16 protein-coding genes are annotated in these 18,940 nt (G+C 60.2%); 8 read left to right on the top strand and 8 right to left on the bottom strand.

What is annotated here, in order from left to right; translation table 11 throughout:
* Nucleotides 1-77 precede the first annotated feature (77 nt).
* Nucleotides 78-1,244, bottom strand: coding sequence for a cysteine desulfurase family protein (locus tag FBZ99_RS00845; protein ID WP_145631045.1), 1,167 nt, complete (start codon nucleotides 1,242-1,244; stop codon nucleotides 78-80).
* 233 nt (nucleotides 1,245-1,477) lie between these two features.
* Between FBZ99_RS00845 and FBZ99_RS00840 the strand changes: the two genes are divergently transcribed.
* On the top strand, nucleotides 1,478-2,155 hold the full coding sequence (locus FBZ99_RS00840) for an alpha/beta hydrolase (RefSeq protein ID WP_004108794.1): 678 nt from the start codon (nucleotides 1,478-1,480) through the stop codon (nucleotides 2,153-2,155).
* Here the strand turns inward: FBZ99_RS00840 and FBZ99_RS00835 are convergent.
* Together FBZ99_RS00835 and FBZ99_RS00830 are read right to left on the bottom strand one after the other, a co-directional pair.
* Nucleotides 2,092-2,685, bottom strand: coding sequence for a GNAT family N-acetyltransferase (locus tag FBZ99_RS00835; RefSeq protein WP_145631042.1), 594 nt, complete (start codon nucleotides 2,683-2,685; stop codon nucleotides 2,092-2,094). The two genes, FBZ99_RS00840 and FBZ99_RS00835, sit on opposite strands and share 64 nt — an antisense overlap.
* 179 nt (nucleotides 2,686-2,864) lie before the next feature.
* Nucleotides 2,865-5,339 carry a caspase family protein gene (locus FBZ99_RS00830; RefSeq protein WP_145631040.1) on the bottom strand — a complete coding sequence of 825 codons (2,475 nt, stop codon included), beginning with the start codon at nucleotides 5,337-5,339 and terminating at the stop codon, nucleotides 2,865-2,867.
* 284 nt (nucleotides 5,340-5,623) lie between these two features.
* Between FBZ99_RS00830 and tyrS the strand changes: the two genes are divergently transcribed.
* The gene (gene tyrS, locus FBZ99_RS00825) at nucleotides 5,624-6,880 is read left to right on the top strand and encodes a tyrosine--tRNA ligase (RefSeq protein ID WP_145631038.1); all 1,257 of its coding nucleotides are present in this window, start codon (nucleotides 5,624-5,626) and stop codon (nucleotides 6,878-6,880) included.
* A gap of 174 nt (nucleotides 6,881-7,054) precedes the next feature.
* A complete protein-coding gene (locus FBZ99_RS00820; protein ID WP_145317272.1) occupies nucleotides 7,055-7,381 on the top strand; it encodes a hypothetical protein in 327 nt (108 codons plus the stop codon).
* 50 nt (nucleotides 7,382-7,431) lie between these two features.
* Here the strand turns inward: FBZ99_RS00820 and FBZ99_RS00815 are convergent, their stop codons facing one another.
* Nucleotides 7,432-10,851 (bottom strand): YhdP family protein, encoded by a 3,420-nt coding sequence (locus FBZ99_RS00815; protein WP_145631036.1) that lies wholly within the window; start codon nucleotides 10,849-10,851, stop codon nucleotides 7,432-7,434.
* A 128-nt stretch (nucleotides 10,852-10,979) separates the two neighbouring features.
* Between FBZ99_RS00815 and FBZ99_RS00810 the strand changes: the two genes are divergently transcribed.
* The 5 genes from FBZ99_RS00810 to FBZ99_RS00790 all read left to right on the top strand — a co-directional run bounded on the left by FBZ99_RS00810 (nucleotide 10,980) and on the right by FBZ99_RS00790 (nucleotide 15,938).
* Nucleotides 10,980-11,462, top strand: a complete 483-nt coding sequence (locus FBZ99_RS00810) for a peroxiredoxin (protein ID WP_145631034.1) — start codon at nucleotides 10,980-10,982, stop codon at nucleotides 11,460-11,462.
* Between the two features lie 4 nt (nucleotides 11,463-11,466).
* The gene (locus FBZ99_RS00805) at nucleotides 11,467-12,297 is read left to right on the top strand and encodes a ferritin-like domain-containing protein (RefSeq protein ID WP_145631033.1); all 831 of its coding nucleotides are present in this window, start codon (nucleotides 11,467-11,469) and stop codon (nucleotides 12,295-12,297) included.
* A 116-nt stretch (nucleotides 12,298-12,413) separates the two neighbouring features.
* A complete protein-coding gene (locus tag FBZ99_RS00800) occupies nucleotides 12,414-13,730 on the top strand; it encodes a M23 family metallopeptidase (RefSeq protein ID WP_145631031.1) in 1,317 nt (438 codons plus the stop codon).
* Between the two features lie 197 nt (nucleotides 13,731-13,927).
* Entirely contained in the window at nucleotides 13,928-15,448 is a 1,521-nt protein-coding gene (locus FBZ99_RS00795) for a DEAD/DEAH box helicase (protein ID WP_095434991.1), read from the top strand.
* A 67-nt stretch (nucleotides 15,449-15,515) separates the two neighbouring features.
* Complete coding sequence (locus FBZ99_RS00790) at nucleotides 15,516-15,938, top strand: NUDIX domain-containing protein (protein WP_113355552.1); 423 nt, start codon at nucleotides 15,516-15,518, stop codon at nucleotides 15,936-15,938.
* A gap of 3 nt (nucleotides 15,939-15,941) precedes the next feature.
* Here the strand turns inward: FBZ99_RS00790 and FBZ99_RS00785 are convergent, their stop codons facing one another.
* The 4 genes from FBZ99_RS00785 to FBZ99_RS00770 are packed head-to-tail and all read right to left on the bottom strand — an operon-like array spanning nucleotide 15,942 to nucleotide 18,938.
* The gene (locus FBZ99_RS00785) at nucleotides 15,942-16,262 is read right to left on the bottom strand and encodes a TfoX/Sxy family protein (protein ID WP_069612994.1); all 321 of its coding nucleotides are present in this window, start codon (nucleotides 16,260-16,262) and stop codon (nucleotides 15,942-15,944) included.
* 8 nt (nucleotides 16,263-16,270) lie between these two features.
* Nucleotides 16,271-17,905, bottom strand: coding sequence for an NTP transferase domain-containing protein (locus FBZ99_RS00780; protein WP_113355550.1), 1,635 nt, complete (start codon nucleotides 17,903-17,905; stop codon nucleotides 16,271-16,273).
* Nucleotides 17,902-18,609: an XdhC family protein gene (locus FBZ99_RS00775; RefSeq protein WP_145631030.1), complete on the bottom strand. Its 708-nt coding sequence runs from the start codon at nucleotides 18,607-18,609 to the stop codon at nucleotides 17,902-17,904. Before FBZ99_RS00775 ends, FBZ99_RS00780 begins: the two co-directional genes overlap by 4 nt.
* Complete coding sequence (locus FBZ99_RS00770) at nucleotides 18,609-18,938, bottom strand: XdhC family protein (protein WP_069613195.1); 330 nt, start codon at nucleotides 18,936-18,938, stop codon at nucleotides 18,609-18,611. The genes FBZ99_RS00775 and FBZ99_RS00770 overlap by 1 nt, the downstream gene beginning before the upstream one ends.
* Nucleotides 18,939-18,940: the final 2 nt, after the last annotated feature.

Below are 18,940 nucleotides of genomic sequence, written 5' to 3'. Positions count from 1 at the left end.
CTCTATGTAGTCGGCCAAAAGGGACTTTTCACCCCGCTTGGCAAGCGGAAATTTCGGTTTCCGCAAAATTGTGGCCGTTAGGCCGCCGCACCTGCCAGCTTCCGCCTTCCCGCGATGCGGGCAAACGCGGCGATAGCGCGATCGATATCCGCTTCGGTCGTGGTCGGACCCAGCGAAATACGGAGCGCGCCGAGCTTGGGATCGCATCCCATCGCCACGAGCACATGGCTCTCACCGACCTTGCCGGACGAACAAGCGGACCCGGCAGAAATCGCCACACCTTCGAGGTCGAAGGCGATCTGGCCGGTTTCGGATTTCAGTCCCGGCAGTGTGAAGAAGCTGGTGTTCGGAACGCGCGCACCGCCTTTGCCATGAATGATGACATCGGGTGCCGCCAGTTCCATGCCCGCTTCCAGCCGGTCGCGCAAGGAACCGATCGCGGCATTGCGAACCTCGAAGTCTGCAGCAGCAGCCTCGGCAGCAGCACCGAAGCCGATGATGGCAAGCGTGTTTTCCGTACCCGAGCGATGGCCCTTTTCCTGTCCGCCGCCATGGATCAACGGCTTCGGCATCAGCACCTCGCCGCGAGAGACGAGCGCGCCGGCACCCTTGGGGCCGCCGATCTTGTGCGAGGAGACGATCAGGAAATCCGCGCCGATCGCATTGATATCGAGCGGCACCCGGCCGGCTGCCTGAACGGCATCCACCACGAAGAGGCCGCCCGCGGCCTGAACGAGCCTTGCCGCTTCGCCGACAGGCTGGAGAATCCCGGTCTCGTTATTCGCGAGCATGATGGCAACCATCGGCAAGCCGCTGGCCTTGTCGTGGGCAGCGAGCATGGCCTCCAGCGCGAAAAGATCGACCGTACCGTCCGACGTTACCGGTATTTCGCTGACATTATCCCTGGTAAATCGTCCGCCTTCGCGCACGGCTGGATGCTCGACGGCCGATATATAAAGATGGCTGACGAGAAGCGGCGTGCGCCCCATGCGGAATTCCGGCGTCAGCACCATATTGGCCGCCTCGGTGGCGCCGCTCGTAAAAACGACATGGGCGGATTCGGCGCCGGTCAATCTTGCAACCTGGCGACGTGCAGTCTCGACAGCTGCACGAGCTGCCCTACCTTCACCGTGAACGGAATTGGGGTTGCCTTGAATATCCATCGCACGCAACATCGCATCGCGCGCCGCCGGATGGAGCGGTGCGGTAGCATTCCAGTCGAGATAGAGGCGTGTTGCCGCCATAATCTTCTTCCTGCGCGACTTTGCTTTGCTGCGCCCGGTTCATTTTCCTTGAAATTTCAGCCGGGCATGCCTTATGACACGTTCCACAAACCGTTGCGCAAACAACGCGCGGACCACCGCATCAAGTTTCGAATTGTTCTAAACTGCGTTCTAGAAAAGATGAGCGCATTCGTCAAGTCAACTTGCTGCGTGCCGTAAGGTTTGAACGCAGAAAAAGAAGAGCCGGAGTATCGATGCCCGAAGTAATTTTCAACGGCCCCGCTGGTCGCCTTGAAGGCCGCTATCAGCCCTCCAAGGAAAAGAGCGCCCCGATCGCGATTATCCTTCATCCCCATCCGCAGTTCGGCGGCACGATGAACAATCAGGTGGTCTACCAGCTCTTCTATATGTTCCAGAAGCGCGGCTTCACCACGCTCCGCTTCAATTTCCGCGGTATCGGCCGCAGCCAGGGCGAATTCGACCACGGCGCCGGTGAGCTTTCCGATGCAGCCTCTGCACTCGACTGGGTGCAGAGCCTCCATCCCGATTCGAAGAGCTGTTGGGTTGCCGGTTACTCATTCGGTGCGTGGATCGGCATGCAGTTGCTGATGCGTCGCCCCGAGATAGAAGGTTTCATGTCGATCGCGCCGCAGCCGAATATCTACGATTTCTCCTTCCTCGCACCCTGCCCGTCGTCCGGCCTGATCATCAACGGCGATGCGGACAAGGTTGCCCCGGAAAAGGACGTCAACGGCCTCGTCGAGAAGCTGAAGACACAGAAGGGCATCCTGATCACGCACAAGGTCGTGCCGGGCGCCAACCACTTCTTCAACGGCCAGGTCGAAACGCTGCTCGGCGAATGCGAGGACTATCTCGATCGTCGCCTGAACGGCGAATTGGTGCCGGAACCGGCCGCCAAGCGTATCCGATAAAGACGCGGCCCTTGTCGAGCCATTCTGAACGTCGGGCAAGCGATCCCGTCGATCGTCATCGACGGGTGCTCCTGCATGCCGATCTTCCGCAAAACACGCTGCGATGCGACGTTCTGCGGATGCGTGAAAGCGATGAATTGCCGGGCAAAACCACGCTTGAAGAACCATTGCGCCAATGCGCCGGCAATTTCCGTCGCATAGCCGTTGCCCCAGGCATCCTTCTGAATGGAATAGCCGAGCTCGAACTCGCCCCTACCGCTTTCCCGATAAAAACGTGAGAAGCCGGCGCGGCCGATAAAGCGGCCGTCTTCACGCCGCAGCATCTTGTATTTGGTCGTGCCATCTCGCGCTTGTTCATCGAACCAGCTTTTCATCCGTTCCTCGGCCTTTTCCAGCGTCCAAGGCGCCGCACCCGAGAGATAGCGCGTGGTCTCGATGGTCGAATGCAATTGCCGAATCACTTCGGCATCACCCTTGTCCCACATCGTCAGAACGAGGCGCGGGGTTTCGAGTATGATGGTGTCACTCATCTGCCTGCCTGTTTTCGTGATGGATCTGCAGCCTGCCATAACGTGCATGCCAGCGCCGATTGACAACCGGCGGCTCAGTGCTAACCGCTCGGCCTGATTTCAACAAGCCGGTCAAGCGACGATATTGCATGCGAAGGCCCGCCGAAGCGGGCCTCCAGATTACCGCTTGGTATTATCGATCAGCGACATGCCGGCAGGCCGGGTGCGCCGCACTTCTTCTTTTCCGGAGGCTTCTGCGGCGGAGGCGGAGGTGGTCTCTTCACCTGCTGCTGCACGACCTTCGGCTGCGGTTGCGGCTTCGGTTGAGCCTGTGGCTTGGGTGCCTGTGCCACCACATGGGGCGCGGGTTTGGGCTGTGCAGGAGCCGGATTGGCTTGCCGGGGCGGGGCGGCAGCGACATGAGGCTGACTGTTGACCCGAGCTTGGTTGCTGGGGACCGCCTTGGGCTTCGCCGGCGTTCTGGCGGCGACGGCCGGCGCTGCCGGGGCATGCGCATTGGGCTTCGGTGCAGCGGCAACCGGATTTGGTTTGCCGCTCGGCGCTGCTTGAGGCGCCGGGGTCTTGGCAATCTGGTTTTGCCCCTTCACGGCAAGTGCATTGCCAACCGCCGGCAGCGGTTGTCCCTTCGCGCCGGGAAGCGCATGGGCGTTAGCGTTCGGCATGGCCTGAGGCTGTTGAGCCTGTTTCGTCTGAGCCGCGCCAGGGTTGGCTGGCTTGCCCGTGGCTGGCAAAGGCTGACCATTCGCGCCGGGAAGCGCGTGCGCATTGGCATTTGTGCCCTGCTGGGCAGGTTGAGTCGCAACAGCCGGATTATGCACCGCATTCGGCGCAGCTTGTGGCGATTGCCCCGGCTTCGTCTGAGCGGCTCCCGGATTGACAGGCAGCTTGCCGCCAGCCGGCAGCGGCTGGCCATTGGTGCCGGGAAGCACATGGGCAGCAGCATTTCCGCCTTGTGGCTGGGCTGAAGGCGTGACCGCCGGAGCGGCTCCAGGCACCGTCTTGGCAGCCGCGGCAGGATTCTGCTTTTGCAGAACTGCCGCCTTCTTCTGTACCGATGGCGGCAGGGCAACATGCAGTGCTGCAGCCCCTGCTCCGGCGATGACGGCCGCACCGGCGAGTTTCTGGCCCGCTGTCAGCCCAGGGGGGGCAGATGCAGCGCCATTCTCGTTAACGGTGGTATTGTTGTTGATGACCGTCGTATTGTTCACGACGGTATTGTGGATGTTGTTGAAGATGATGTTGTTTTCCGGCGGCGCGATATCGCGTGGCGGTTCGACCCATTGAGGGACCGGAACGAAGACCGGCGCCGGCAACACGTAGAGATCGACCGCGGGCTGCGGCGGCGGCAGCACGACGAAATCCGGCGGCGGTGGCGCAAGGAAAACGACGGGCGGCGGCGGGGCATAACCGAAATCGGCATCATCAAAATAAAGCACGGGACGGTCGACATAGACCACTTCCGGCGGTGGCGGTGGCGGCACATCATACTCGATGACGGTGAAGGATGGCGGCGGCTCGAGTGCTGCCTCGAAATGCTCGAGACGGCGGCGGGCATCCCACACATGGGGACCGCGCGGATAACGCCTCAGATAAGACCAATAGGCCTCAGGCGTATCGGCAATCCAGGTCTCGCGCCAGGTGATAGCCTCGCGGCGGGCGGCGACAATGGCGCGGACACGCCTTGCCATGGAGTCGTTCGGATAGGCGGCCAGAAAATCCTCATAGCCCTGCAGCGTGTCGCGATCGAGCGCGGCGAAATAGGCATCACGCTCGTCGAAATCGCGAATGGGCTTCGTCCGATTTGCCACATCCTCGGTGCTCGACACTGCAGCAGCCGGTGCATTCGGACCGCGATCGAAGAAGGTAAAGGCGTTCTTGAACCTGGAGGCGTCCCAGGAAATCTCGGCGCCCTTGGTCAAGTCGCCGACCCGCAACCGTGTGCGATCGAAGACGTCATCAAGCGAAAGGCCGCCAACACGGATCATCTCCGCCAGCGCATGCGCATAGGAACCATACGGACCGGCCTCCTGCGGTGCGACCGTGCCAGGCGCCGCATTGAAGGCAATCAGCTGGTTGACGTCGGGATCGACCAGCGCCAGACCGCCGGCCAGCGGCTGATTGGACTGCACGAACGGATTGGCCCTCGCCGCATCCAGCACGACGATGCTGCCACGATTGTTAATGGCGGACAGCGATTTGGTGAAGTCGCTTACGCGGACTGCCTGGACGGGGACATCCGTGGCATTGGCGATCTGTGCATCGACAGGCACGAAATAATTGTCGCCCTGATATTGCACACCATAGCCTGCCAGGTAGACGAAGACGACGGTATTGGGACCTGACGCGTTGGCTTTCGTCAGAAAGTCGCGCATCGCGTCGCGCAACCCGTTCTGGTCGAGGTCGCGCGCGCCGATCACATCGAAGCCCGCAGCCTGCAGCGTCTGCGCGATCAGGCCGGCATCGTTGGCCGGCGTCGGAAGCGCACCCACCGTGTAGGCGGCGTTACCCACGACAAGCGCTATTCTCTTTTCAGGGGAACCTTGAGCTTCGGCCGGATTCGCAGCAGCGATACCGGCCAAAACCAACATCATGGCAAAAAAAGCCCAGATCGTCTTTTTGGATGACAATCCCATCTTCGAAAGCAGAGGCGACATACCGGTTTCTTTCACGAAACATGAGGTGCGTACGGGATCAACAGGAAATCATTAGGATTTGATTCGGGCGAATGCGCGACTTATTCCCGGCGGCTTCGCGGCGATGTTACGATCTATTGACGTTCGGAAACGCTCGTTTACACATCCCGCTGGCGCCGAAACTTGTCGTCCTCCCCACCAAAATGGTGACGCGCCGGTAAATCGGTGATAAACGCGCCCCGCGACATCAAACAATAGCGACTTCGCCGCGCCTTCCAGAGTTGCGGCATCGAGAGACCAAGATCATGGCTGAGTTCAAATCCGATTTCCTGCGAACCCTGCAAGAGCGCGGCTTCATTCATCAGATTTCCGATGAAGCCGGCCTCGACGACCTCTTCGCCAAGGAAACCGTGACGGCCTATATCGGCTTCGATCCGACGGCATCGAGCCTGCATGCGGGCTCGTTGATCCAGATCATGATGCTGTACTGGATGCAGGCGACCGGCCATCGGCCCATTTCGCTGATGGGCGGCGGCACCGGCATGGTCGGCGATCCCTCCTTCAAGGAGGAAGCCCGCAAATTGATGACCATCGACATGATCGAGGACAATATCGCTTCGATCAAGCGCTGCTTCTCGAACTACCTCACCTATGGTGAAGGCCCGAAGGACGCGTTGATGATCAACAACGCCGAGTGGCTGCGCTCGCTGAATTATCTGGAATTCCTGCGCGATGTCGGCCGCCATTTCTCGGTCAACCGCATGCTGTCCTTCGATAGCGTGAAGACGAGACTTGACCGCGAACAGTCGCTGTCGTTCCTCGAATTCAACTACATGATCCTGCAAGCCTACGACTTCGTCGAACTGGCCAAGCGTTATGATTGCCGCCTGCAGATGGGCGGCTCGGATCAGTGGGGCAATATCGTCAACGGCATCGATCTCGGTCACCGCATGGGGACCAAGCAGCTCTTTGCCTTGACCTCACCGCTGCTGACCACGGCGTCCGGCGCCAAGATGGGCAAGTCTGCTACCGGCGCAGTCTGGCTGAACGCTGACCTGCTGTCGGCCTATGATTTCTGGCAATACTGGCGCAATACCGAGGATGCGGACGTTTTCCGCTTCCTGAAGCTCTATACGACGCTGCCGATGGATGAAATCGCTCGCCTCTCCGCGCTTGCCGGTTCAGAGATCAACGAAGTCAAGAAGATCCTCGCGACCGAAGTCACGGCGATCCTTCACGGCCGCGCGGCAGCCGAGCAGGCAGCAGAAACTGCACGCAAGACCTTCGAGGAAGGTGGCCTGTCCGAAAACCTTCCGTCGATCGATGTTCCCTCCTCCGAACTCGAAGCTGGCATCGGCCTGCTGGCTCTGATCGTGCGCGCCGGTCTTGCCAGTTCGAATGGCGAAGCTCGCCGCCATGTTCAGGGCGGCGCAGTACGCATCAACGATCAGGCCATCAGCGACGAGCGCAAGGTGATTGGCACCGGCGAAGTCACAGCCGATGGTGTCATCAAGCTCTCTCTGGGCAAGAAGAAGCACATCCTGATCCGTCCGGCCGCTTGAGCGTCCGAATAGAAAGAGAACAAACAGAGCCGGCGCCCTCGCGCCGGCTTTATCATTTGTGCCGGTGCAGATGCAGAACATTATCACCGCTGGCCGGATGATTTTTTCATCCCGATGTCGGATTACGGCCCGCCTATTCGTCCTCAGTCCAGATCGCACGCTCGGAGGTGACTTATGGATGAAGTGCCGGTGATCAAAACGAGGCGCAAAGGCCGAAACCTTACGCAAAGCATGTTGATTCCGAGCGAGGAGATGCTCGCCCGCGCCCTCTGGGCAGCGCCACCGGGTCGGTTGTCCGATATTGCGGGAGTAAGACAGGCGCTTGCCAGGCAATATGGTGCCGATGCCTGCTGCCCTGTCACCGTTCAGCGACATTTGGTGCAGATCAGTCAAAACGGCACGGCTCCGTTTTGGCGCATCGTGGACCCCGATCGACCATTCGCACGGCGCATGAACGGCGGGCCGGAACGCATACGAGAGCGACTGGCGGAAGAGAAATAATCTGCCCTGCCTCTGCTATCGAAAGGCGGCAGCCTCAGCTTCGCGCCGCTTCAGTACTCAAATATCTGCCTGAAAACACCTGGCGCGATGATCGAGAGAGGGTTGATCTGCAGGTTCGATTTCTCGATCGTACCGGTCAATCTGAAGGTAATGCCGATCAGGCCGCGATCGCTGCCATTGCCCAGGATGAAGCCGACGATCGGAACTTCCGCGAACAGCCGGTTCAGGCCATAGGCGGGCATGAAGGTTCCCGTCATGTCCATCTTGCCATCGGCGTCCTTCAGCACGCCCTGGAACGTCGCCCCGACCTGTACGCCGCGCACCACGCCGTTTTCGACGGAGAGCACCCCATCGCGCATCACCAGCCGCGCAAAGCCGCGCTCGAAATTCTGCGAACGCGTATCGATATTCTGCTTCACGGCCGAATTCAGGCTCTTGCCGTTCTTTCCGCTCGGCGTCGATACGATGGTCGAGAGTTTCTTGTCGTCGATGATGGAGAAGTTGCGGATGTCGAGCGAACCGTCCCAGTCATCCTGCCCGATCGAGCGCAGCGACAGATTGAGCAATCCACCTTGCAGATGCCTGTAGAGATCGGTGAAACGCGCAACGGCACCGGCATCGCCGCTCGTGATACGGATGACGCCGTTGGCGCCTTTGCTCATCTGGGTAACGAGCGCTTCGCCGCTACGGGTCACGCCGGAAAAGTCCGCAGCCGTCGTCTTGCCGCCGGCGATCGAATAGACGCCCTTGACATTGCCGATGGTCTCATCGTTGAAGCCGATGACCTTGTCGAGATTGGCGCGAACGGTCGCGCTCGCCGAAGCGTCTCCGTCCGAACTCTGCTGACCGCCCGATGTGGACGCCTTCAGGCGCGCGAGGATCGGACGTATGTCGGCGGAATTGCCCGATATCGCCACGTCGTAGCCGCCACCCTTGCCCCGCTTCAGCGAGAGGGCAAAATCATCGAGCGCCGAGAGCTTCACGCTGTCGAAGCTTGCCGAGGTGAGGCTCCCCTTGCTGATCAGAAGATCGCCGCTGGCGCCGAACCCATCGCCCTTGAGCGTGAAATTCTTGAGCGTCGTCTGGCTGTCCGGACCGGAAGCCTCGAACTGCGCGGTCGCCGCAATGCCGCTGCCCTTCGACCAGCCGACCCACGGCACGGTCAGAGCCGCTTTGCCGAGATCGACCTTGACACCCTGGCGGTCGTCGTCGATGCGCGTCAACTCCACTTTGACGGACCCATCAACTATATCCCGAAGTCCGGGTAGAACGGTGTTGCGCTGCGCATCGGTCAGCGTTGCTGTGATCACGCGGGCGCGCTTGACCGGCGATTTGCTGTCGGTCGGCTCCACCATGTCGATCTGGGCCGGAATACTGTCGATCTGGGCCTGGGCTTGCAGATGCACGGATTGCGGATCGGCCGAGATCACCCCGGTCAGATTGTCGATCTTGCGATTGTTCATCGGCTTCAGCAGGTCGACATTGTCGAGATTGAGCTTCGCCTGCCACTCCGGCGGGGGCGGCTGCTGATCCTTGATGAGCCCTATCCTGGCATCGACCTTGGCGACGATCTTGCCGTTGAAATCCTCCGGCTTGAACTCGGTCCGCTGCAGCACCTCCAGAGGTTTGTAGGTCAGAAGTTCGCCGATCGCATCGCCGGAGCCTGAAATCGTCAAATCAAGATCGGCCATCAGCGGCTTGTCGTAGGTCGCCGGGATCGAGAAGCTGCTGTCACTCAGCGTGATCGTACGCCCCGTTGGAAAATAGGAGGTGGCCGTGGCGATATCGACGACCATATTCGGACCGGTCAGATCGAAATGGGCCTTGGTATCGCGCAACGGCGGAATTTCGCCGGGAACGTTCATCCGTGCGCCATCTATGTCGAAGGCGATATGCAGCTCGTTTTTGCCAAGCTGCAGCTTGCCGGTCTGCGATGCCTCTCGCAGTCGTCCGGCCGGAATGAAGACCGATATGGCGGCATTGGTCACCGAGCCACCGAAAAGATTGCCCTCGACCCAGACCCGGGGTTTCGAAGCCATCCAGAAAGGCCAAAGCTGCTTGACAACAGTTGTGTCGAGTTTGTCCGCCCGGCCGCCGAAACTGATTTCCGGCGAGCTGTCGCCGAGTTTCATATGCAGAGAGCCGAAAAGGGCGCCTTGCGGCGTCGATATGCCGAGATTGTCGAACTGGAATTCCTTCGTTGCGGAAAAAAACCGCCCTGTGGCGCGGCCATCGAAGCTGATAGGCTTTTCCCCCGAGAGGGACGAAGCGGCAACACCGTCCTTGATCACGAAATCGATGCCGAAACCCTTGCCTGCACTGGCGTCGACACGATCGAGATCGATGACCGCGCCGGAAAAGGGCGCGATCGTCCGAAGGAACTGCGCTTTTGACGGCGCAATCTCCAAAGTCTGGTGATCGAAGTTGTAGGCGAGGTTGATATTGGCCTGCGTCAACTCCTGCATATCATGGTCCATATAGAGGACGCCGGGCTGGACATTGATGGTGGCGCTCAGCTTCGGATCGATGCCTGCCTCGCCCTTGACGGCCGAAAGCGTGATGTCCCCGAAGGTCGTCAAACCCTGTCGCGGCGTCCCGTTCGGGTCATAGGTCATCGTGAGTGGCTTGAGATCGAGATTCGATATCCTCGCCGCCAGCGACGAGCTGTGACCGGTCTCGTTTTGATCCGCCCTCACATCCAGAAGCGCCACGGACCCGTTGAGCGCGACTTGGCCATATAAATGCAGAGAATTCGGTGCCGCCCGCTCAAATGTGAGGTTGTCGACGACGAGGGAGATCGGATCCCCCTCCTGTCGCGCCAGCTTCATCGAGAAGCCGGAAATGCGCACGGAATTCGTGCCGCCGCGCTGGACGAAGTGTTCGAGAAAATCGAGATTGTCGAAGGCCGCATTCAAGGCCTTGGGCAAGGCATCGACGCGCAAGGCGGTCAAATCCACCGGGTCGCCTTGCGGCAGCAGTGAGGTATCGAGCGCGATCCCCTCTGCCGCTACACTTGCCACTTCCACCCTGCCCTCGATGAGGGCCAAGGGGTCCAGCTCCATGTTGACGGCTGACATCGTCGACAGATGCTTGCCGCTCTCCTGATCGACGACATTGACGTCGCGTGCCTCCAGTGCCAGGCGCAGGTCGGAGGTAAATCGGATCACGGTCGCGCCGACCTCTGCCTTGTAACGCGGGCCGATGGCCTGATCGAGAGCCGTCTGCGCTTTCTGTGACAGCGGCGCATCGAAGATACCGCCTTCGATGGTCGCGATGACGGCACCGAGAATGATGGCGAGAAACGCAAAGAAAACCAGCGTTATGCGGCAGACATGCCAAACATGCGATCGCCTGCGTCGACGGCGCTCCGGCACGTGCACGATCAACGGATCTTCGACCTGAGCGGACGGCAGATGGTCGAGCGACACGAGATCCTTTTTGCGGAATGTTACCTTTTCGCCTCGGATCACTCCTGCGCGTGCCTTTCACTTATACAATTTTGTTGGTGACGCTGCGTCCCATTGGACGGCACACGCGAGCAGTATATATGCCTTACCTCAAGTGTCATCTAAAAAACCGGCAAAAGAAAGGTTTTCCCGTGGCGGAAGTTTTTCCGATTCAACTGAACATCGGTGACAAGGCGCCGGATTTCGATCTTCCGCGCGATGGCGGCGATCGCGTTCACCTTGCCGATTTTGCCGGCAAGCCGTTGGTGATCTATTTCTATCCCAAGGATGACACCACCGCCTGCACGACGGAATCGATTACCTTCACGGCACTGTCAGCCGATTTCGCAAAGCTCGGTGTCGCCCTCCTCGGCGTCTCTCCGGATTCTGTGAAAAGCCATGACAAATTCGTCAAGAAGCACGCGCTTTCCGTTCCGCTCGCCTCCGACGAGGAAAAGACCATGGCGATGGCCTATGGCGTCTGGCGGGAAAAAAGCATGTATGGCCGCACCTATATGGGTGTGGTGCGCTCGACCTTCCTGATCGGCGCCGATGGGCGCATCGCTGCAATATGGGACAAGGTCAAGGTCGCCGGACACGCCGAAGCCGTTCTGGCTGCGGCCAAGGAACTTTGAAGGCATGTCCGGCAGTCCCGAAACCATCACGTCGCTGCGCGGCGGCGCCATCGCCGCCATCCGTTCGGCCGATCTCGATATAAAGACCGAGCTCGCCCAGGAATCGGCGACACGTTGGTTTGCCCGCACCCTGTCGCTGCGTTCGCCGCTCGACCCGCCGCTCGCCGATCGGCCCGGTCGGCCCGAAAAGCCGGAGCTTGTGCCACCGAAAAACATGGAGAAGCGCTCGCTGCATACGCTGAAAGGCCGCATCGCGCTCCTGCATGCCATCGCCCATATTGAGCTGAATGCCGTCGATCTCGCATTGGACATTGTCGCGCGTTTTGCGACGGGACCGGTCCCCAATTCCTTCTTTGATGGCTGGATGCAGGTTGCCTTCGAGGAAGCCAAGCATTTTCGCATGGTGCGGGCGCGCCTGCGCGAGTTGGGTGCCGATTATGGCGATCTGCCGGCCCACGACGGGCTGTGGCAGGCGGCCCATGCGACCCGCACCGATCTGACCGCGCGCCTGGCAGTCGTGCCTCTGATCCTCGAAGCGAGAGGTTTGGACGTGACGCCGGCCCTTCAGGCAAAGATGCGCGAAACCGGCGATCTCGAAAGCGCCGCCATACTCGACGTCATCTATAATGACGAGAAGGGCCATGTTGCCGTCGGTGCGAAATGGTTTCGCTTCCTGTGCGCGCGGGAAAAGCGCGATCCGGCCCGAACCTTCCAGGAGCTGGTGCGCGCTAATTTTCGGGGCTCGCTGAAGGCACCGTTCAACGATATCGCCCGGGCGGAAGCCGGACTGACACCCTCTTTCTACCGTTCACTGACATCTACAAGCAATGCTTGATATACTAACGTAAAATGGCTTTTTCCGGTATTTAATACTGCCATAGAAAGCATTCATTAACCATAATGCCGTGTACTTCCATCGGGTGCCAAAGGGCACCGATTGGGAGAGTCTCGGTGACAGCAAAGCCTCAGAACCGGGTTTTCGGCAAGCAAAGGCGACATCACACTATCATCCTCGCCAGCGGCGATACGGTGCGCCACATGACCGTGCGCCCATGGATGGCGGCTATTGCCGTCTGCATGGTCGGAATTTTTTCGATCGGCTATCTCCTTGCTACGTCCTATCTTGTTCTGCGTGACGATCTGATCGGCGCGACGATGGCCCGCCAGGCGCGCATGCAATATGACTATGAAGACCGTATCGCCGCCCTGCGCGCCCAGGTCGATCGCGTCACCTCTCGCCAGCTTCTGGATCAGCAGGTGGTGGAGGAAAAGGTCGACAAGCTGATCGAACAGCAGCAGCAACTCTCATCACGCAACGGTAAGCTCAGCACCCTGCTCGACCGGGCAGAGAACTCCGGCCTGACCGGCAAGGGCGCGCATTCCGACGCCGACGCTGCCGCGCCAAAGAACGAACATGCCCAGCTGACGTCGCCCAAGGCAATCGAAAAGCTTCTCATGAGCGGCAAGCCGGCCGACGCCACACCCGACAACTCAACGCTTGCCTACGTCCCTGCCCCCGAAACCGTGGCCGACCGTGCCGATCGGGTCTTCTCCAAAGTGACGCTGTCGCTGAAGCATATCGAGCAGGATCAGTTGTCCCGCATCCACAATCTCACCGCCGATGCGTCGGAAACTGCCACTTCGATCCAATCGATCATGCAGAATGTCGGCATTAAGGTGCCGAACGAGGTCGCCGGCATTGCGCGTGACGATGCGGATGACGGTGTGGGCGGTCCATACGCACCTCCGGAAAATGTCGACCAGTTCGAACGATCCATGGCGGAACTCGACACCGCCCTGACACATCTGGAAACCGTTCGGGGGGCGGCCGAAAGACTGCCCTTCCGCAATCCTGCACCGGGCAAGCTCGTCACCAGCCCTTTTGGCAATCGCAAGGATCCCTTCTTCGGCACGCTGGCACTTCACACCGGCACGGATTTCCATTTCAGCCCTGGTGAAAAGATCAAAGCGACCGCCCCTGGCAAGGTGGTTTCGGCTGGATGGACCGGCGGCTACGGCAACATGGTGGAGATCGACCACGGCGACGGCATCTCCACTCGCTATGGGCATATGGAACAGGTGCTCGTCAAAGTCGGCGACAAGGTCGGCGCCGGCGATGCGATCGGTCTTGCCGGCAGTACGGGGCGCTCGACAGGAACACATCTGCATTATGAAGTGCGCGAGAACGGACATCCCACAGACCCGATGTATTTCATCGGCGCCGGCACGAAACTAGCAAGTTACATCAGCGGATTGGGCGCAATTTAGCTGCCGGAATTGTGACAAACGCGCAACAAAGATGGCACTAATCCAAAAATTGCGTTATGAATGAACTTCGAGGCTGTTGAAGCGCCTGCTTTCCTTGACTTCCCGGGTATTTGGTTCTATGTCGCGCTGCATTGCGGCACGCTCCTGCGTGTCGACTCATGGTGTTCGACTGAACCAAGACGGAATTAGATTTCCCTTTGACAACATTTGCTGACCTTGGCCTGAGCCAAAAAGTCCTTTCCGCGGTAACTGACGCGGGCTACACCACACCGACTCCGATCCAGGCCGGTGCAATCCCCTTTGCGCTTCAGCGCCGTGACATCTGCGGCATTGCCCAAACCGGAACCGGCAAGACGGCCTCCTTCGTGCTGCCGATGCTGACGCTGCTGGAAAAGGGTCGCGCCCGCGCTCGCATGCCGCGGACGCTTATTCTGGAGCCGACGCGCGAACTCGCAGCGCAGGTCGCCGAAAACTTCGAAAAATACGGCAAGAACCATCGCCTGAACATTGCCCTTCTGATCGGCGGCGTTTCCTTCGAAGAGCAGGATCGCAAGCTTGAGCGTGGCGCCGATGTGCTGATCTGCACGCCCGGCCGCCTGCTGGACCATTTCGAACGCGGCAAGCTGCTGATGAGCGCCGTCGAGATCTTCGTCATCGACGAAGCCGACCGTATGCTCGACATGGGCTTCATCCCGGATATCGAGCGCATTGCCAAGCTTATCCCCTTTACGCGCCAGACGCTGTTCTTCTCGGCAACGATGCCGCCGGAAATCCAGAAGCTAGCCGATCGCTTCCTGCAGAACCCGGAACGCGTTGAAGTCGCAAAGCCGGCATCGACCGCCAAGACCGTGACGCAGCGCTTCGTTGCCTCGCATGGCAAGGATTACGAGAAGCGCGCTACGCTGCGCGATCTCATCCGCGCCCAGACGGATTTGAAGAACGCGATCATCTTTTGCAATCGCAAGAAGGACGTTTCTGACCTCTTCCGCTCCCTGGACCGCCACGGCTTTTCCGCCGGCGCACTGCATGGTGACATGGACCAGCGCTCGCGCATGACCATGCTTCAGAATTTCAAGGACGGGAATCTGCAGCTGCTCGTCGCCTCCGACGTTGCTGCTCGCGGCCTCGACATCCCCGATGTCAGCCACGTCTTCAATTTCGATGTTCCGATCCATTCGGAAGACTACGTTCACCGCATCGGCCGCACCGGTCGCGCCGGCCGCTCCGGCGCCGCCTTCACCATCGTCACGAAGCGCGACACCAAGCATGTCGACGCCATCGAGAAGCTCATTGGTGAAGACGTTCAGTGGCTGAACGGCGATCTTTCGGCTCTGCCACCGGCAGACGAGAGCAGCGACGACAACCGTTCGTCTCGCCGCCGTGACCAGAAGGGCAAGGGCCGCGATCGAGATCGCAGCCGTGGAGGCCGCAACGCCTCGAGTCATAAATCTGATATCGACGTCGAGGATAATGACGTCGTAGCGATCGAAGCAGCACCAGCAAAGGCCGAAAGCGTGAAGAACGAGCGCAAGTCTGAGAACAACAATAACAGATCCCATAACGGTTCTCGCAACAACCACCGGCCCTTTCCTGCTGCCAATGACGATCACCGCGAGCGCCGCAACCGTTATCGCGATCAGGATGACGGTCCGACGCCAGTCGGCTTCGGCGATGATATCCCGGCTTTCATGCTCATCGTGGCAAACGCCAAGGCCTGATAGATTCCGCTCAGACACGCAGCAGATCGGCTTGCCGGATGTTGCGTCCAATCTCGGGATTTGAATATTGGGCAAGCCGGGCATCGATTTCCCAGGACTGGGAACCGGTCTCGCAATCTTGCAGGACGGCAAGCTTTTGCTCTATCGCCGCCTCAAGGCACCGGAAGCCGGATGCTGGAGCATCGTCGGCGGTAAGGTCGATCATATGGAGCCTGCCACCAAGGCCGCAATTCGCGAAGCGGAAGAGGAAAGCGGCCTCTCCATCGGCAGGATCGACTATCTTTGCACGCAAGAAGTCATCATCGAGGCCGAGCGGCAGCACTGGATCTCGCTGATCTACGTCTGCAAGGATTTTTCCGGCGAACCGCGCCTGATGGAGCCGGACAAGCTCTCCGATTTCGGCTGGTTCGGCCGCGGCGAGCTGCCGGCTCAGCTTTCCGAGTTCGCCAAGGCAACGATCGCCCATTTGAGCGAAGCAGATTTCCGCTGACGCCTATTTATCCGAGCGAAGCGCAGCCTCATACGCCAGCCGCACCCAACGCGCCATTTCATCCGGATCGTCGAACGCGTCGTCGGGTATCGACCAATAGGGCATGTTGACGGCCTTGCCTTTCTTGCCTTCGTAGGCCCAGCGTCGCGCGCCGGCGGCCTCAAATTGGGAGGCACTGGCATCGTCCGCTTTCAGGAGAATCTCGTCATCGACCTCGAGTGCCAATATTCGCCCCATATGATAAATTCCCTTCCCGCCGAACATCCGTTTGATGGTGATCGGCCCGAGCGACTGAAACATCTCCTCGATATCGATATTGTCCATTCCCTACTCTACCCCTTCAAAGTCCCACCGGCCGCAACAACGGCCTCAGGCGTATCGACATCGAGATGTGCCGCCTCGCCGATCTCGACATCAATGACCGGAAGCCCCGATGTTTCGATGATATGCCGGGCGCCCACATCGCCCTCCAGCCGCATCACGGCGTTCAAGACCGAGCGCGGCAGGATGACGGGATTGCCGCGCTTGCCGCTCGATACCGCCCGCACGATCGCCTTGCCGTTCGCCTCCCGGAAGGCGGCCATCAGGGCTTTCAGATCATCGCTGGTGACGCCGGGCATATCGGCCAGCATAACAAGAACACCATCGGCCCTACGTGCTGCCCGTGTGCCGACACCTGCAACCAGCGAACTGGCCATGCCCGAGCCATAATCCGGATTGAATACCGCCTCGACGGTGAGACCATTGAGTGCGGTTTCGATCTCATTGCGCCGGTGCCCCGTGACGACGACGATATCCGATATGCCGCTTGCAATGGCGATAGATGTCGACCGGCGTACCAGCGGCACGCCATCGAATTCCGCCAAAAGCTTGTGCGAGCCCCCCTCGCCCATGCGGCTCGCCTTTCCCGCAGCCAGCAGGACGATGGCAACCGAGATCTCCGACGGCGGTTTGTTGACTATGTCGCGCGGCCGCGGGCGTGATTGAATTTCCATGAGCAGCCCTCCAACGCCCATGGCACTGATATCCTCCGGAGTCGGTCGTTCGCCGGCTAATATGCGATCCAGCACCCAGTCGAAGCCATTCTCCTTCGGACTGCGCGCGCATCCCGGCGCCCCGACGACATAAATGTCGTCCACCCTGCCAAGCACCAGCAGATTACCCGGATCGACCGGCATGCCGACCTGAATGACCTCGCCGCCGGCAAGCCGGATCGCCTCCGGAATGACATCACCGGCATCGATGACAGCCGACGCTCCGAAAACGATCACCAGTTTCGCCAGCCGGTCCTGCGCAGCAAGAGCGCGACGGATCGCGCCGGCAACATCGGCTGCTCTATGGGCAACCCGCTCTTCCCGCTGCAACACACTGCCCGAAGGCTGCAGTCGCTGCGATAATATCCGCGCCGTCTTGTCCATCACCGAAGCCTTCAGCGACGGCAGCTCCGTGGCGACAAGCGATATGGCGTGCGGCATGAAGGGCTTGACCTCGAAAACCGGCATCCGCCGCAAAATTTCGACACCTGAAGCGATTTTGACTCCGGAAACGGCGAGCGGAATGATCTTGAAGGTCGCCACCATGTCGCCTGCTCGAACAGGTACATGGTCTGCAAGGCAGGCAAGAGTGATCGCCGGATCGAGATTGTTGACGCGATCGACCGCTATACGATTTACAACAAACAGGCCGTCGACGGTGCTATGGACATTCACCCGTCCCGTTGCGGCTTCAGAAAAAGTCAGATGATCGGGGGCAACTGCCCGCGCCAGCTGCTCAGCCGCCTCGTCTTCCATGAGGTCGCCCGGTTCGATGCGCGCGGCGATAACGCGGTCAATTCCGGCCGCAGCGAGCCGCTCGATGTCTCCGCCGGTGAGCTTATGCCCCTTGGAAAAGCCGCCGTCCGCCAGCCGAACGGAATGCGCGAGAACCGCCCCCTCCGCCTCCATTGTCAAAAATTCGCCGAAGATCATGGATGGCCGCCTTTTGGCGACGAGACATCCCGCCCGCGAAGCGAGCCGATGATTTCAGCCAGGATGGCGACGGCGATCTCGGCCGGACTTGCAGCACCGATAGGGAGCCCGATCGGCGCATGGATGCGGCCAAGCTCGGCTTCGCCCACGCCTTCCCGCTTCAAGCGTTCCAGCCGGCTGGCATGCGTCTTGCGGCTGCCGAGCGCGCCGACATAAAAACAGCCCGTCTTCAACGCCTGAATGATCGGCTCGTCGTCGATCTTGGGATCATGGGTCACGGCGACCAGCGCCATATAGCTGTCGAGCGGCCGCTCTTTCAGCGCATCCACGGGCCAGTCGGCGATCAGGTCTATGCCTTCGAAGCGCTCCGGCGTTGCAAAGGCGGTGCGCGGATCGATGATCGTCACATCGAAATCCGCTAGGGCCGCCATTCGCGCGAGAATTTGGCTGATGTGCACGGCGCCGATGATAACAAGGCGCGGCGGTGGCAGATGCACGTTGAAGAACAGGCTCTGCCCGTCGATATCAAGGGCTGCGGACTTCCCCGAACGGAACGCCGCTGCAGCGGCATCGCTGAGCGCGCCTTCCAGCGCATCGCCTTCGACGATGAGCCGTTCCGGTCCTCCTGAGAGATCGGTGACGAGGATCGCCGCCTGTCGCCTGCGCCGCATCTCATTCAGCCGCGCCAGTATCTGCCGATCCATCAGGCGAGCCTTTCGACATAGACGCGGATGCGGCCGCCGCAGGAGAGACCCACGCGCCAGGCCGTTTCATCGGCGACACCGAATTCCAGCATGCGCGACTTGCCCGTTTCGATGACGTCCAGTGCCTCGGTAATGACGGCACCTTCGACGCAACCGCCGGAAACCGATCCGTGAAAATTACCCTCGCCATCGATCACGAGATGACTGCCCGACGGGCGCGGCGCGGAACCCCAGGTATCGACAACGGTCGCCATGGCCACGCTGCGTCCCGCCGACACCCATTCCTCCGCAATCACGAGCGGATCCAGACTTTCGGATATATCTGACATCG

The sequence above is a fragment of the Rhizobium sp. ERR 1071 genome (assembly GCF_007828675.1).
GTDB classification, from domain to species: Bacteria; Pseudomonadota; Alphaproteobacteria; order Rhizobiales; family Rhizobiaceae; genus Rhizobium; species Rhizobium dioscoreae.
The sequence above is the reverse complement of the archived record's forward strand: the minus strand, read 5'-3'. Positions and strand labels throughout refer to the sequence as shown.

Bases quoted from the DNA above. Each gene is read 5' to 3' on its own strand.
- FBZ99_RS00845 (WP_145631045.1), bottom strand. From the start codon at position 1,244: ATGGCGGCAACACGCCTCTATCTCGACTGGAATGCTACCGCACCGCTC.
- FBZ99_RS00840 (WP_004108794.1), top strand. From the start codon at position 1,478: ATGCCCGAAGTAATTTTCAACGGCCCCGCTGGTCGCCTTGAAGGCCGC.
- FBZ99_RS00835 (WP_145631042.1), bottom strand. From the start codon at position 2,685: ATGAGTGACACCATCATACTCGAAACCCCGCGCCTCGTTCTGACGATG.
- FBZ99_RS00830 (WP_145631040.1), bottom strand. From the start codon at position 5,339: ATGTCGCCTCTGCTTTCGAAGATGGGATTGTCATCCAAAAAGACGATC.
- tyrS (WP_145631038.1), top strand. From the start codon at position 5,624: ATGGCTGAGTTCAAATCCGATTTCCTGCGAACCCTGCAAGAGCGCGGC.
- FBZ99_RS00820 (WP_145317272.1), top strand. From the start codon at position 7,055: ATGGATGAAGTGCCGGTGATCAAAACGAGGCGCAAAGGCCGAAACCTT.
- FBZ99_RS00805 (WP_145631033.1), top strand. From the start codon at position 11,467: ATGTCCGGCAGTCCCGAAACCATCACGTCGCTGCGCGGCGGCGCCATC.
- FBZ99_RS00785 (WP_069612994.1), bottom strand. From the start codon at position 16,262: ATGGACAATATCGATATCGAGGAGATGTTTCAGTCGCTCGGGCCGATC.
- FBZ99_RS00780 (WP_113355550.1), bottom strand. From the start codon at position 17,905: ATGATCTTCGGCGAATTTTTGACAATGGAGGCGGAGGGGGCGGTTCTC.
- FBZ99_RS00775 (WP_145631030.1), bottom strand. From the start codon at position 18,609: ATGGATCGGCAGATACTGGCGCGGCTGAATGAGATGCGGCGCAGGCGA.
- FBZ99_RS00770 (WP_069613195.1), bottom strand. From the start codon at position 18,938: ATGTCAGATATATCCGAAAGTCTGGATCCGCTCGTGATTGCGGAGGAA.